12 protein-coding genes are annotated in these 13,946 nt (G+C 40.0%); 1 reads left to right on the top strand and 11 read right to left on the bottom strand.

From position 1 onward, the window contains the following. The 6 genes from JZ787_RS12725 to JZ787_RS12700 are packed head-to-tail and all read right to left on the bottom strand — an operon-like array spanning position 1 to position 4,645. On the bottom strand, positions 1 to 1,209 hold the full coding sequence (locus JZ787_RS12725; protein ID WP_346312502.1) for an FAD-dependent oxidoreductase: 1,209 nt from the start codon (positions 1,207 to 1,209) through the stop codon (positions 1 to 3). A gap of 25 nt (positions 1,210 to 1,234) precedes the next feature. After that, on the bottom strand, positions 1,235 to 2,164 hold the full coding sequence (locus JZ787_RS12720) for a VOC family protein (RefSeq protein ID WP_346312501.1): 930 nt from the start codon (positions 2,162 to 2,164) through the stop codon (positions 1,235 to 1,237). Between the two features lie 10 nt (positions 2,165 to 2,174). Beyond that, complete coding sequence (locus JZ787_RS12715) at positions 2,175 to 2,939, bottom strand: SDR family oxidoreductase (protein ID WP_087013975.1); 765 nt, start codon at positions 2,937 to 2,939, stop codon at positions 2,175 to 2,177. After that, the gene (locus JZ787_RS12710) at positions 2,932 to 3,996 is read right to left on the bottom strand and encodes an aromatic ring-hydroxylating dioxygenase subunit alpha (RefSeq protein ID WP_346312500.1); all 1,065 of its coding nucleotides are present in this window, start codon (positions 3,994 to 3,996) and stop codon (positions 2,932 to 2,934) included. The genes JZ787_RS12715 and JZ787_RS12710 overlap by 8 nt, the downstream gene beginning before the upstream one ends. 15 nt (positions 3,997 to 4,011) lie before the next feature. Then, positions 4,012 to 4,311 (bottom strand): recombinase-like helix-turn-helix domain-containing protein, encoded by a 300-nt coding sequence (locus JZ787_RS12705; protein ID WP_346312499.1) that lies wholly within the window; start codon positions 4,309 to 4,311, stop codon positions 4,012 to 4,014. 28 nt (positions 4,312 to 4,339) lie between these two features. Further along, positions 4,340 to 4,645, bottom strand: a complete 306-nt coding sequence (locus JZ787_RS12700) for a non-heme iron oxygenase ferredoxin subunit (protein WP_087014179.1) — start codon at positions 4,643 to 4,645, stop codon at positions 4,340 to 4,342. A gap of 262 nt (positions 4,646 to 4,907) precedes the next feature. On the opposite strand from JZ787_RS12700, the gene JZ787_RS12695 reads away from it, so the two are divergent. Continuing rightward, positions 4,908 to 5,726: an IclR family transcriptional regulator gene (locus JZ787_RS12695; RefSeq protein ID WP_087013969.1), complete on the top strand. Its 819-nt coding sequence runs from the start codon at positions 4,908 to 4,910 to the stop codon at positions 5,724 to 5,726. Between the two features lie 289 nt (positions 5,727 to 6,015). Here JZ787_RS12695 and JZ787_RS12690 read toward each other — a convergent pair whose 3' ends face one another. The 5 genes from JZ787_RS12690 to JZ787_RS12670 all read right to left on the bottom strand — a co-directional run. Next, complete coding sequence (locus JZ787_RS12690; protein ID WP_346312498.1) at positions 6,016 to 6,840, bottom strand: hypothetical protein; 825 nt, start codon at positions 6,838 to 6,840, stop codon at positions 6,016 to 6,018. 196 nt (positions 6,841 to 7,036) lie between these two features. Further along, positions 7,037 to 8,227: an HlyD family type I secretion periplasmic adaptor subunit gene (locus JZ787_RS12685; RefSeq protein WP_346312497.1), complete on the bottom strand. Its 1,191-nt coding sequence runs from the start codon at positions 8,225 to 8,227 to the stop codon at positions 7,037 to 7,039. Then, on the bottom strand, positions 8,224 to 10,353 hold the full coding sequence (locus tag JZ787_RS12680; protein ID WP_346312496.1) for a type I secretion system permease/ATPase: 2,130 nt from the start codon (positions 10,351 to 10,353) through the stop codon (positions 8,224 to 8,226). The genes JZ787_RS12685 and JZ787_RS12680 overlap by 4 nt, the downstream gene beginning before the upstream one ends. Beyond that, a complete protein-coding gene (locus tag JZ787_RS12675) occupies positions 10,350 to 11,864 on the bottom strand; it encodes a TolC family outer membrane protein (protein ID WP_346312495.1) in 1,515 nt (504 codons plus the stop codon). Before JZ787_RS12675 ends, JZ787_RS12680 begins: the two co-directional genes overlap by 4 nt. A 224-nt stretch (positions 11,865 to 12,088) precedes the next feature. Next, positions 12,089 to 13,946 (bottom strand): type I secretion C-terminal target domain-containing protein (locus tag JZ787_RS12670; protein ID WP_346312494.1); only part of this gene is annotated, 1,858 nt, incomplete at its 5' end.

The following is a 13,946-nucleotide window of genomic DNA, read 5'->3' as shown; positions in this document are numbered from 1 at the left end:
TTACTTCAATTTCATTAAATTAAAGTCTGGATCTTGCAATTGAGCTGGATCCAATTCACGCTGGCTGGCCATCCATCGTTTTGCCAGTTTGATTAATTTTGAATCATTCACCGCAATCATATTGAGCAGCTGTTGATTTGCATCTAAATAGAAAAAGCTGACTTGCGTCTCTGCAGTTTTGCGAATCACCACCTGATCGGTTTTTTCAGGTTGATAGGTTCCTAAAATCTGAATGTTGCATTGATACTGATCTGACCATAACCAAGGAATATCCTGATAGGCCGTCATCTCACCCAACATTGATTTTGCAGCAGAAATGGCTTGATTTTGCGCATTCGCCCAAGACTGAATGCAGTAACCGAGTGATGGATGAATCGCCACATCGCCCGCTGCATAGATGTCTGCATCTGAGGTTTGTCCATATTCATTCACCACAATGCCGTCTTTAACTTTCAACTCTGCCAGTGCAGCCAATTCTTTTGCAATTTCTGCACCCGCGCCGACCACCACACAATCAAACTGTTTTAATTTAATGTCTGCATCAAACACTTCAACATGATGATCTGCCATTTCAATTAAATGTAATTTAGTCGCATTTAAATGAATCGCTGTACCATTGCTTTCATGCAAGTGCTTGAGAAAATCAGAAACTTCGGGGCTGACACTGCGTGCGCAAAGGCGTGAACCGTATTCAAAAATTTCGACCTGCTTGCCCTGCTTACGCGCAGTCGCAGCAATTTCAAGACCAATCCAGCCGCCGCCAATCACGGCAATATGTTCAGCAGATTTAAATTTTTCTGTCAGCTTTTGGCAGTCTTGAATATCACGCATGGTGTAAACATTGCGCATGCTCGACCAAGCTGAAACAGGAATACGCGCTCGGCTGCCCGTAGCAATCAGCAATTTGTCATAAGGCAAAACTTTGCCGCTTTCTAAATGCACGGTTTTATCCGCTTTATCCAGTTTGACGGCATAATCTGGCTTGTGCCAAGTGACTGAAAAATCATTCACCTGATCGGTAGAAAATAAATTCAAGCTTTCTACTTCCACTTCCTGTGACAGCACTTGCTTTGACAAAGGCGGACGTTCATAGAACACCTGCTCTTCATTTGAAACCACGTGAATTTCACCGCCAAAGCCTTGGCCGCGTAGGGTATGTACTGCCCATCCTGCGGCTTGGCCTGCACCGACAATCACTATTCTGTTCATGCTGATCTCCTTATCGCCACTTACCTTAGGCAGGCTTTACTTGACGGCGGGTTTCATGATCCAAACCACCCTCAATTGCCCATTCGGTAAATAATTCCAAGCTGTGTTCTTCTTCACGCGGCTGCCATGCTTCTGTCAGGTAGTCATCATTAGTGTAGTATTCAAACGCACCGCCCAATGGAGAATTCACATACCAAAAATAAGCGGATGAAATTGGGTGACGGCCCGGACCAATAAAGGTCGACCAATCTTGGCGGTTCATGCTTAAACCGCCGCCAATCACTTCATGAATATCACGAACCACAAAGGCAACGTGGTTCAAGCCTGCCGGTTTATTCGGAATCGACAGCAAGAACAAATCATGATGGAAACCTTCGCCTCGGCAGCGCAAGAATGCACCGCGCTTACGGTAAGCATCTGATAGATGGAAGCCAACTTTCTCAATATAAAATGCTTGTGTCGTTTTCAAATCTGGCGTGAAAAACACCACATGGCCAATAGCTACAGGTTCTGCTTTTTCATACACAGGACTGGCTGCGTTTACGCGCTGAATATTGCCAAATTGGTTGATGCCTTCAGTTTTTGCTGCAGGAAGCTCATGCGTAATGCTTATTTCAAATACAATGGTCATGCCGTTTGGATCACGGCACTGCACATGCGATGCTGAACTTGCAAAACCCGGCTCATTGGCTAAATTTACTTTTAAACTTTCAAGATCTTGATCATTTTCGACACCCCACGTCACTTCACGCAGTGTTGAGCCTGCTTCAATGGCTGGCGGTAAACGAGCATCGGCTATATCAAACAGGTAAAGTTTGCTGCCGTTTTGAGTTTGATATAAATCTGTACTCTCAATATCTGAAGCCACAGCTTTTAAGCCAAAATCAGTTAAAAAAGTATTCGCCTCTTGGCGGTTTTCGACACCAAATTTAAGGACTTCAATTCCCGTAATCATGTCTTGCTCCTTAATTAAAGACGAAACCACCATTCACAGGAATATTCTGTCCAGTCACAAAAGAAGATAAATCTGAAAGCAGATAAATCGCTGTGCCGTTCACATCCTGCGGAAGCTGTTGACGCTGTATTGCTCTTCCATTGACATATAAATCGTGGCGCGCTTGCGGGACATATTCAGTGGCTTCAACCAGCGTTAAGCCTGGACTGATGGTATTTACACAGATATTGTCTGCGCCTAATTCACTAGCCATTGAACGGGTCATGGAAATAATTGCGCCCTTGCTAGCGACATAAGCCATCAGCTTTGGTGCGCCCCAAAGTGCTGTATCTGAAGCAATGTTGATAATTTTGCCCTGACCTGAAGCCTTTAAATGCGGTACGCATGCTTGAGAAACCAGCCATGTGCCTTTGACATTTACAGTCATCACACGGTCCCAAAGCGCTTCGTCATAGCTCATCATGTCGACACCGCCTACCCCTGTTGCTAAGGCTGCGCAGTTGATTAGGCCATCCAATCCACCTAAAACACCCACGGCAATTTGCACGGCATTTTGAATCGAATTTTTATCACTCAAATCAATCATGACTGATGACACTTTTAAGCCATTTTTCGCCAAGCTTTGCGCTTCATCATGCACTTGATCAGCCAAGATATCGGCCATCACCACTGCCGCGCCTGCCTCAACAGCGGCTTTCGCGAAATCAAGTCCTAAGCCGCGCGCAGCACCAGTGACCAAGATGCGCTTGTCGGCTAAAATCTGCATATTAGCCATTTGACGCTTCCTTCATTTCTATGCGGTTTTCATCTTTCACTTCACGTAGCGCTAAGATTTTTTTGATTTGCTTTTCAGCTTCTTTTTTCATTAGGCGACGTAAGCGAGATAAGCCCACATCGTGCTGATAAAGAAATTCGTGCTGACGTGCATTTGGCGCCATGTTTTCTAAGATAATGCGGTCTTGTTCCAGTACATCCCAGTGTAATTGCTCAAGATGGTTGCGGTACAAGAAACGCCAAACATTACGCTGCCAGCCTGATACTTTACGGCAGCGCCAGAAGAATACGCGGGTATTTTCAGCATCAATCGGGGTTGCAAAACCGACAATCCAAAACTCCCCGCCCGGACCAAAAGATTTACGGTAAGGAATCGATAAACGCAGCCATGCCGCACCCGTTTGACCATATTCAACCCAGTCAAAGTTCACACCAGTTTGACCTTCTTTTTCAAAGACAAAACCATCTTGGGTAACGCGGTGCTTCATTTCCGCAGTACGTTCACCTTCCGCCATAGAATGCGATGTGCAATGCAGATACGTACCGTGCATCGGGTCCATCACATTATCAATGGCATATTGATGATTCACTTTCCAATCCGCCATGCATAAGAATGAGCTCCACTCATCGCTTGACAGCTGGTCGGGCAATTTAAGCTCTGCAGGCGTTTCAGCAGCATCAAGACCAAACCAAATGAAGATCGCATCATTCATTTCTTTTACTTGATATGATTTTACGCAGTCGCTGCCTTTAAGCGGGCAGTCATGTACCGCTGGCACATCTACAACCACGCCGTCATGACGAACTTCTACACCGTGATACCAGCAAGCAACGCGGTTACCGAGATTCCAGCCCAAAGATAAACGTGCGCCGCGGTGCGGACAGCGGTCTTCCAGTGCATGAACAACGCCTTGCTCATCGCGCCAAACCACAATATTTTCGCCTAAGCGGGTGATACCAACAGGATTTGAGCCCACTTCCCAGCTTGCCAATACTGGATACCATTGATCACGCAGGCCAAGATTTAAATATTGTTCTAAATTAATTTCTGCAGTCATGATGAAATCCTTTTCTTAATAGCCTAGACGCTGCATCTCTTTCGAGAAGCTCTCAGTGGTCCAAACCTCTCCTGCCACTGTTCTAAACCCTTGCTGGTTTAGTGCATCCGTTAATGCATCCAGTTCTGTCACATCGTTATCGAAGGCATGAATTAAATGCTGCACAAAATCCAATTCGTATTGGCTCGGCGCGCGGCTGCGGTTTTGCCAAACCAGATGTTCAACCTGACCCGGAATTTGAATATTGTTTATGCCTGCGTCATTCGAAGGCGTTGCGTTAATCCATTTAGCTAGCTTTTCGTTAAATGCTTTCATGTGAATATTTCCTTTTCTTCCTTCATCCTTAGAGTTGAATTTGAACTTCACCATTTTCAACACGTACTGGGTAAGTACATAAATCTCTGCATCCAGGACCACTTTCCAAAGCTCCTGTTTCCAAGTTGAAAATCGCTTCATGCAGCGGGCATTCAACTGTAAGCCCTTCAATAAAGCCTTCTGTTAATAGCGCGAATGCATGCGGGCACACGTTTTCGATCGCGAAATAATTTTCTTCGATAAGAAATACACCGATCTTTTTGTCTTCGACTTCAACCGCTTTTGGCTCTTCATCAGCGACTTCATTCACTTTGCAAACAGATATCCAGTTCATATGCTCATCTTCCATGTTTTGCATGCAAAACATTATTTAATATTTAAAACACTTGGAATAGAATAATACTTGAGCAATTTAATTGTCAATTTTTATAAATTTATATTTTTCATTAAGATAGTTAAAAAACACATTTTTCAATGTTTTATTTACAAATAAATGTTTTATATATAAACATTGCGATCTAATTTCTAGGTCGTTAAAATAGCCAAATAGGTTATTCATTTTTATATATAAACTTAATCAAAGATGAGCTTGGCAAATGAATTCAATTAATAACGATGCCTCTTTAGAGAAAGAAACTGAATCTTCCAATGATGAGCGCTATTTAGTCCCGGGCTTAATTCGTGGTTTAGCAATTTTAAAATTATTCGATCAGCGCCATCAGGAAATGACCATTTCTGAAATCGCGGAAAAAATTGACGTAAACCGCTCCAGTGCTTTTCGTTTGATTCACACCTTGGAGCACTGCGGCTACCTTCGAAAAATGTCGCAAAAAACTTATGCACTCAACAGTAATGTGATGGAACTGGGCTTCAACAGCCTATCTAAATCATCACTTACCGATTTAGCAGCGCCAATCATGCGTGAACTGCGTGACCGGATTAAAATTGCTGTGCATTTATCTATCTTAGAAGGTACAGATATTGTTTTTGTTAGCAATGTCCAATCCAATGGTCCATTTACCAGTACAGTGCATATCGGCACGCGCTGGCCAGCCCATGCCACCGTTATTGGCCAATTAATTTTATCGCAACTGTCGGAAGCTGAAGTCATTCAACGTTATGAAAATATGCATGACTGGAAAATATTTTCGGAACGTACACCGCATAATATTGAAGCTCTATTAGAGCGACTGCGTGAAGTGCGTAATCAACCTTTCATGGTGAGCTGGGGACATTTCAATACGGATATGGCTGCATGTGCTGCACCGATTTATAGTCAATCCAACCAAAAAGTTTCAGCTGTACTTTCTGTCAGTTGCCCTCTCAGCACCTATACTGAACAAGAGTTTTGTGGAGAGATTGCTGAAAGTGTAGTGGACTATGCAGGGCAGATCTCTAAGTTTGTCTATACATAATCCATCACTTCTGATGCTTAAAAAGCCATCTTCAAATGGCTTTTTTATTCATGCACTTTAGATATTATATTTAATAATATAATATTTATTGTTGCTTTCATAAAGTCTGAAACAACTCAATGGGATACGAAACAATACCATTAAATTAAAATGCCATTCGTTATTGATATTCCCACAGTGAATTACTTGCATCATAAAAAAATAAGCCACTGATTTAAATAAATAAAAATAAGATAACTAGACTTCTAATTTGTATAAATAATATTAAAAGCCCAATAGTTTATATTAATTAATCGTCCAATCCAAAACCACCAAAAATAGGAGTTTCATCCGTAGAGTTATCTGTATTCGAATCTTGTGATCCAGAGTTATTACTCTCTGTCCCCGTACCATTATCTTGTGGTGCTCCATCCATCGATGAAGGATAAGGATCGACAACTAATACAGTGCTTAATGGAGTACATTGTGTTCGCATACTTACATTTTCATCCTCATAAGGGGATGGATACAATTGTTTTGAGTATTGCGCATCATAGCTTGCTGTCCAGTTTTGTAAAATATTTGGTAAATTAAACGAGTAGTAATATGTTCTAGACTCATTCGGTTGATAAACATTCACCGTCTCATCATTTAAACAATAATCTGTTTGAGCCTTTTTAATTGTTTTTGTTCCAGTTAGCTGGAAAGCTGCTTCACAACTATTAATATATTCATAGACTGGTTCAGGGGTATTATTTTTAACAATCACTTGTAATTTGTATCTAACTTTTAAACTATTATGAATGCTTAAGAGATCCATTCTATCACCCATGACCATTGGGGGAAATGGAGCATAATGGCGAACAAATTGAATCGTACGCTCAACCCCATCACAATTTTGCGTGACGGGATCAGGATATACAACAGCATACTCTGCATCATCCTCCATCTGATCTGGATTAATATCTGGTCGGGGCTTTGGAGATGGGTTGTTCGTTCCAACTGATAAGCCTCCGCCTGTTCCAGTGCCCCCTAAACTAACTCCAACACTTACATTTCCACTCTCATCTACACACCCCTTTGAACCCAAAGCAGCAATGAGTATTAAAAAAAACCGTAAATTTGACTTCACCATAAAATATCTCATCAGACTCTATAGTGAGCCATGTTTAACTAAGTAATTCCAATACTTCAACAAGAATGTTACAAATACTGAATCTTATAAAATAGATTTTTAAAACAATAACTTATATAAAATAAATAGTCTCTATAGCCCAGAAGTAAAGCTTTATTCAGAACAGTATCACTCTTTATCAATATATAAAAATTCATTACCTCTCCCTTAATGCCTCTTGTGCTTTATTAAAGGGTTTAATCAGATAATCTAAGATCGTTTTCTCACCTGTTTTAATATCTACCGTTGCAACCATGCCTGGAGTAATATTGAATTGAGAACCTTCTTTATTGATCAACTTGTCTGAATCAGTCCGAATATAAACTCGATAATAAAATTGATCTTGCTTAACTTCATCTCTCAATGTATCTGGTGAAATAATAGAAACTTTCCCTTTCAATCCACCATAGATAGAATAGTCATATGCAGTAATTTTTACGAGTGCTTCTTGCCCAGGATGAATAAAAGCAATATCTCTAGGCGAAATACGCGCTTCAACCAAAAGTTTTTCATCAAGTGGAACAATAGTCATCAGCTTTCCATTCTGAGAAATCACACCACCAATAGTCATAACATCAATTTCTTTTACAATCCCTCTCACTGGTGACTTAAATAAAGTCCGACTTAATGAGTCCGACTTCCCTTTTACGACCTGAGACTGAGTTTCAATGTCTGTATTTGCTTTTGCTAGTTCTTCACGAGCTTTTACTGAATATTGGTTTCGCACATCACTCATTTGATTGCGCAAATCAGTCGCTTGACGTTTAAGTCTTAAAACTTCCACTTCACTTGCTGCACCTTTCGCAACCAAAGGCTCAGTCATTTGTAGCTCTTGTTCAACTAAAGCAAGTGCCTGCTTCAATCCAGCTAAGGATTCTTCCAAATTAGATCGACGCGAATGATACAGCGCTGTTTCTTCCTCAACTAAACTACGCTCTTTTAATACTTCACTTGGAAATACTAAAGCATTCCCATTTACTTCTGCGCGTAATCGCGCTGCAGTTGCTTGAGAAGCAAGAAGTAAGGATGCTGATTCACCAACATTTGATGCAAAACGAGTCGGATCAAGCTGAGCCAGTATTTGGCCTTTTTCGATAATTTCGCCCTCATGCACATAGAGCTTCGTTAAGATACCACCTTCAAGAGACTGAATAACTTGCTCTTTAGAAGATGGAATAACTTTGCCAGTTCCTGTTGAGACCTCTTCAAGTTTAAAAAGCCACGCCCAGATGAGTAATGCCAAAAGACCAGCACAAATAATCCAAATAAATAAACTAGCTCTTGGTAATGTGGGCTCTAATTCTTTAGCCTTTACAGTATCTTGTCTTTTTATAGATTTTCTAATCATGATGCTGTACTCACGCCATTAGAGGGGGTATTACCTAATACTTGATCCTTGGGGCCATCCATAACAATTTTTCCATCATGTACCACAATAATTCGATCCACCAACTCCAGTACTGCTCGACGATGCGTTGCAATGACCAAAGTTTTTTGTCCTAACCAGCCCTTAAGGTTCTCAATCAATTGTTTTTCAGAAACGTCATCTATCGCGGCTGTAGGCTCATCAAGCAATAAAATATTTGGTTGGCGAAGTAATAATCGAGACAAAAGTAAAGCTTGACGCTGGCCACCGGAAAAACCGACACCACCTTCTAATATTTGATGATCTAAACCTTCTTTCTTATCTAATACAAAGCTTAATGCCCCTGTGAGCTTGAGCACATTTAAAAGCTCTTGGTCAGTCGCCAAAGGTGAACCTAATGTTAAATTTTCACGTACAGAACCAAAAAACAAATGTGCATTCTGATTGAGTAAGCCCATATCTCGACGTACATCCGTTGGATCAATTAACCCCAAGTCAACCCCATCTAATTTGATTTTCCCTTGAACAGGTTCCTGCATCCCTGATAGCAACTGTAATAGCGTTGATTTACCTGCACCATTACGACCTAAAATCGCAATTTTCTCACCAGTTTGAATTTCAAGTTTGGGAATGATGAGAGTAGGTTTTGCATCGTCTTCGCTATATTTGAAGACAGTATTATTAACTTCATAATGTCCATTCAAAACAGGCTTATGAATTAAATGTGCATTTGGTGCTTGGTCAACAGGTTTCTTCATAAGTTCATCTAAACTTGTCTTAGCAACTTTAGCTTGCTGAAAACGCCCTAGAACTCCTGAAATCTGTGCAATTGGTCCAAGCATGCGCGATGATAAAATTGAACAAGCAACTAATGCACCTGTAGTCATTTCCCCTTTCATTACAGCAAAACATCCAACAAGGACGACAATCGCAAAAGTAAGCCCTTGCACTTTCTGAGTCCACGCCCCCACAATTCCAACTAATTTCCGCTGGCGCATTGAAATATCTGCAGCAGCTTCATTCATATGATTCCATTGGTTCTGAAATCGGGATTCCGCTCGTAATAACTTAATATCTTCTATACCTTGAACAGCTTCCACCAGTGTTGCATTGCGAATAGCGCCTTCACGCATTCCTTCAGATGCTAATTTTGCCAATGGCTTTTGAATCAAAATTCCAGGAATAATCATTAAAGGTACAACCAAAACCATAACCCAAAACAGATTGCCACCGATCAGCCAGAAAATTGCCAAAAACAAAAAGAAGAAAGGTAAATCTGCAATCGCTGAAATGGTTGTAGAAGTGACTAATTCACGAACACCTTCCAATTCACGTATCTGAGAAATAAACGTACCTGTTGATTTAGATCGCTCTTTATTTTTAATTCTTAAGGCATGACCAAATACCTTATCTGAGATTTTTAGATCTGCACGTTTTCCAATAATGTCTGATAAATAAATACGTGCAACTCGTAAACAAAATTCAAATATTGCAGCAATGAGTACACCACCAGCCAATACCCATAAAGTTGGAACAGACTGTGCAGGGATCACTCGATCATAAACATTCATAGAAAATAGAATTGTTGCCAAGGCAAGGATATTGGCCATTAATGATGCAAACATCACATCCAAATAGCGCTTCCAATCTCTTAGTACAATCGTCCAAAACCAGTTCTGCTCATATGGTTTAATATATTCATCAATACGGACATCAGGAATTGATTTCTCAGGTCTTAAAATATAAACATTGTTCACATTTTCATTTAATAGCTCTACAGTAAGTACCTGTGCTAATCCCTGATCACCACTGAACTGAATATTTGCATTCCCATTTACATCAAGTTGATTCAATACGCCAACTTGTCCATCTTGCATTTGAATTAGAAGTGGTAAACGCCACGGATTCAAAATATCTTCACTAAATTCAGTTTTTCTTAGACTCATCCCGATCTGACGGCTCACCAAAATCAAAATATCATCAATTGACTGGTTCGGATTCCAATCGAGTTGCAGACGTAAACGCTCTTCAGATGGTTCGATACGATAATGTTTTGCAATAGCTAGAACAGCTTGAAGCCATGGCTGATAATTCATAGTTTTGCTCATGGTAAAATTTCAAACCCTTGAATAGAAATATTATTTAGTTGATAAAGTACTCTTGAACCACCCGTAACATAGATATATTGAATTAGGGCCGAATAAATATCATATCTAGCATTCTCAATTTCCTGTGCGGCAGTATGAATTGCTTGTTCAGAGTTCAATAAATCAACCACTGTGCGTGTACCTAATTTATATTGTTCTTGATACAACTCTTTTGTCCGTGCCGTGGTTTCTTTTCTTAACGCTAGAACATCCATTTGCTTTTGCTTATTTTCCACCTGTACACGAATGAGTTGTATTTGATCTAAGACATCTAAATAAACAGTGTTAACCGCCGCTTTTGCTGCTTCTTCCGCATAATTTGCAGAACGAATTTTTGATCGGGTTGCCCCTCCTTGGAAAAAGTTGCTATTCGCTTCCAACATGACAGAGCTATAAAAACCATCATCTTCATTATTATTCGGATTTTTCCCATTCAAAGCTTGATTTAAGCTACCTTTAATATTAATTGTTGGATAAGCGCTTAGTTTTGTTTGTTCTTTTTGAAATTTAGCAACTTGCACTGATGCCTGAGCTACGATCATCTTAGGAATTTGAGTGAAGTTTGGGTCATTGTATAAACCCGCATTACGAATGATCGTATCTGGAATATGCATCTTCACATGAGAGACGTCATAGCCTAGTAGCATTTGTAACTTTTGCTGATATTGCTTTAATTGCGTTTCTTGTATTAGTAAATTTGATTGGGCCGCTTCTAAATTTGACTGCGCCTGAATCGGATCTGCCTGACTACTAATACCCGCATTAGCCCGTAAATTGGCGATTTCCGCAATTCGAGCAATTCCTTTGATTTGTTGATTAGCAATACGAACGATTTCTTGATAACGGTTAATATTGACCATCGCATTCGCTGTTTGATATGCAATATCATCAATGCTATCTAATGTATTTGCTTGCTCTTGTAATAACTTCGCTTCTTCTATATTGATATCGCTTTTGATTTTCCCAAAATCATATAAAACCTGTGTCGCGGATAAACTGTAAAGTTGTCTTCCCCGTTCGCCAGTCGTTAAATCAGCCGTACTAATACCACCAGAGATTTGAGGAAAATATTGTGCCTTCGCCGCATCAATGTTTGCACCTTGGCCTGCAATAGTAGCAATACTCTGAGTGATTTCAGGTCGATGCTGTAGCGCTTGATGAATTGCATCAAAAAGTGTTAGCTCAGCTTCAGAGTTAATGCTTATTTTTCCCATACCTTTAAGTTGTGGTTGAATACCACTGGATTTGATAACTGGCAAAGTATCTTGCGCTGTCTGCTCACCCCATGAGTATTTACTTAGTTCTTGAATACTCACTTGATTCAAATCTGCAGGTTGTGACGAAAAAAACTGTTCGATGTTTGCTTTAGCTGAGTCTAAATAATTTTTTGGTTTTGCTGCATAAATAGGCATTATTGGTGCACAAAACGGAAGAAACAGCACAAGCCATATCTTTGATTTTATAAAATTCATGATTTAAGCATCTTGGTAAATTCATACCGTGGGAGTTTTCAAATGCTGCGTCATAGCATTAAATGAGTACTGTAATTGCAGCCATTTTCATTACAAATTTTTATCTATCTTTGTCCAAAGTTAACTTAAGATAAATTCAAATTTAAAACGAATGAAAGGAGCGTTATGTTTGACATAACGCTCCTTGTGAAGGATTAGCCTAAAACTAATCCATCACTTAGCTATTAGCCAATAATGATTTGGTTATTAATTAAATCCTGTAATTCCGATGCGGTTTTACCTTCAATAATTAACAAATCTGCCCAATCATGAGTTGTACCACCAGTTGCATCAGCAGCACCATCACGGTCGACTTTCAATACTGCTTTGCCGTTTACATCTTCAACTTTAATGTATTCCGAAATATTCGACTTATCAGCAAGTAGACCTTCAAAGAAATCTGCACCAAACTCAATTTTGTCATTAGCTGCATAATCGACCCATGTATCGGTTCCATTACCACCCATTGCATCAGCTGCATTTAACACATCATAAACAATAGTGTCATTACCGCGACCAGTGGAAATAATATCGTCTCCTGAACCACCATAGATACGATCATCTCCCGCACCAGCAATAATAATGTCATTACCTGAACCACCATAAATGGTGTCATTACCACCTTTAGTCGCAGCATCAGCAGTATCAGCATCAATAAATTTTTGGAAGTTGGCTTTTACGAAATCATAGATTTCCTGCTGCGTTGGTTCTGCACCACTCGTCACATTTGCTTTTAAATGAGCAAGTAATTTTGAATAACCTGAATACTTTGGATATTGCAGAGGATCTAAGCCAGTGATCCAATCTGTATTCATGGCATCACCAAACAGAATGTCATCGCCCGAACCACCTTTAACAATATCATCTCCAACATCAGCTGGAATGAAGTTTTCAGAGCCACCAATAAGATATGCGATCAGTTTGTCAGCTTCCGTAAATTTCTGCGCTGAGCCATGATTAGTACTACCATTCCATGATCCTGGCAGCTTATTGCCATTCACATCTGTATTATCATAACGTTCAACATTTGTAATATTTACAGCATCACTAATACCAACTGCAAAAACTTTGCTTTTCTCTGCTAATGGTCTAAAAGCATTATCACGATCAGTTTGAGAACCGTTTGGATCACCATCTGTTAAGAAGTAAGTCTGATTTTCAAAACCATTAGCTGTCGCACTTGAAATATCTGTGGTGTCAAACCAATCATCAGCTCGTTCAAAACCTCGCTCTGGATAAGTCCCACCCTGAGCAACAAAGCTATCAATATAATCTAAGATTGATTGTAAGCTAGACTGATTTACGTCTAAGAACGTCTTATTAAACTTATCGCCAGCAGTGTTATTGCCTGATGCGCTGAATGAAACAAGCTGTAAATTAACTGAACCATCATGATCTACCATTTGCTGAACGAAAGCTTTTAAGCCTGCTTTTGCAATATCTAGACGGCTCAGTGCTGGCGGAATTGCTGTATTATTATTAGTTAAGTTCCATGCCATACTTCCAGACAAATCTAGAATAATCGACACATTGTAGTCGCTACCTGCTACAAAGTTAGTTTTTAAGCCTCCTGTGTCACCAGCAAGTACATCATTTCCTGAAGTACCTACGACATCGTTATCACCGTTATTAATATCCGTTGATGGATCAGCCTTCACTACAGCATCTAATTGGTCACTATCTTGAAGCTCTTTTCCATTGCGATCATCAACCTTGGCAACAACTTCTGTAGCATTCCCTTGTGCTGGTGTTAAGGTATAACTATATTCACCATCCGCATTTGTAAATACTTCTTCAGTGAATGTTCGCGTTTCACCATTTTCATCAATACTGGTAATTTCTAAAGTGACTTTACTGTTTGGTGCAACATCTTCTGTTATACCTGTAATTTGAGTACTATCTGTATCAACAATATCAACGGTGATTGAACCATCAACGCGATCTAAGCCTTCGCTTTCATCACCTGGTGTTGTTGGATCATCAGTTTTACCTGCACCTAGGTTGTCTTCAGCTTCAACAGGTTTACCATTACGGTCTTCTGTT

The organism is Acinetobacter sp. BWR-L5, assembly GCF_039655985.1.
GTDB classification, from domain to species: Bacteria; Pseudomonadota; Gammaproteobacteria; order Pseudomonadales; family Moraxellaceae; genus Acinetobacter; species Acinetobacter johnsonii.
The sequence above is the reverse complement of the archived record's forward strand: the minus strand, read 5'-3'. Positions and strand labels throughout refer to the sequence as shown.

What these genes read in the sequence shown, in the direction of transcription:
- JZ787_RS12725 (WP_346312502.1), bottom strand. Translation starts at nt 1,209, where the DNA reads ATGAACAGAATAGTGATTGTCGGTGCAGGCCAAGCCGCAGGATGGGCA.
- JZ787_RS12720 (WP_346312501.1), bottom strand. Translation starts at nt 2,164, where the DNA reads ATGATTACGGGAATTGAAGTCCTTAAATTTGGTGTCGAAAACCGCCAA.
- JZ787_RS12715 (WP_087013975.1), bottom strand. Translation starts at nt 2,939, where the DNA reads ATGGCTAATATGCAGATTTTAGCCGACAAGCGCATCTTGGTCACTGGT.
- JZ787_RS12710 (WP_346312500.1), bottom strand. Translation starts at nt 3,996, where the DNA reads ATGACTGCAGAAATTAATTTAGAACAATATTTAAATCTTGGCCTGCGT.
- JZ787_RS12705 (WP_346312499.1), bottom strand. Translation starts at nt 4,311, where the DNA reads ATGAAAGCATTTAACGAAAAGCTAGCTAAATGGATTAACGCAACGCCT.
- JZ787_RS12700 (WP_087014179.1), bottom strand. Translation starts at nt 4,645, where the DNA reads ATGAACTGGATATCTGTTTGCAAAGTGAATGAAGTCGCTGATGAAGAG.
- JZ787_RS12695 (WP_087013969.1), top strand. Translation starts at nt 4,908, where the DNA reads ATGAATTCAATTAATAACGATGCCTCTTTAGAGAAAGAAACTGAATCT.
- JZ787_RS12690 (WP_346312498.1), bottom strand. Translation starts at nt 6,840, where the DNA reads ATGGTGAAGTCAAATTTACGGTTTTTTTTAATACTCATTGCTGCTTTG.
- JZ787_RS12685 (WP_346312497.1), bottom strand. Translation starts at nt 8,227, where the DNA reads ATGATTAGAAAATCTATAAAAAGACAAGATACTGTAAAGGCTAAAGAA.
- JZ787_RS12680 (WP_346312496.1), bottom strand. Translation starts at nt 10,353, where the DNA reads ATGAGCAAAACTATGAATTATCAGCCATGGCTTCAAGCTGTTCTAGCT.
- JZ787_RS12675 (WP_346312495.1), bottom strand. Translation starts at nt 11,864, where the DNA reads ATGAATTTTATAAAATCAAAGATATGGCTTGTGCTGTTTCTTCCGTTT.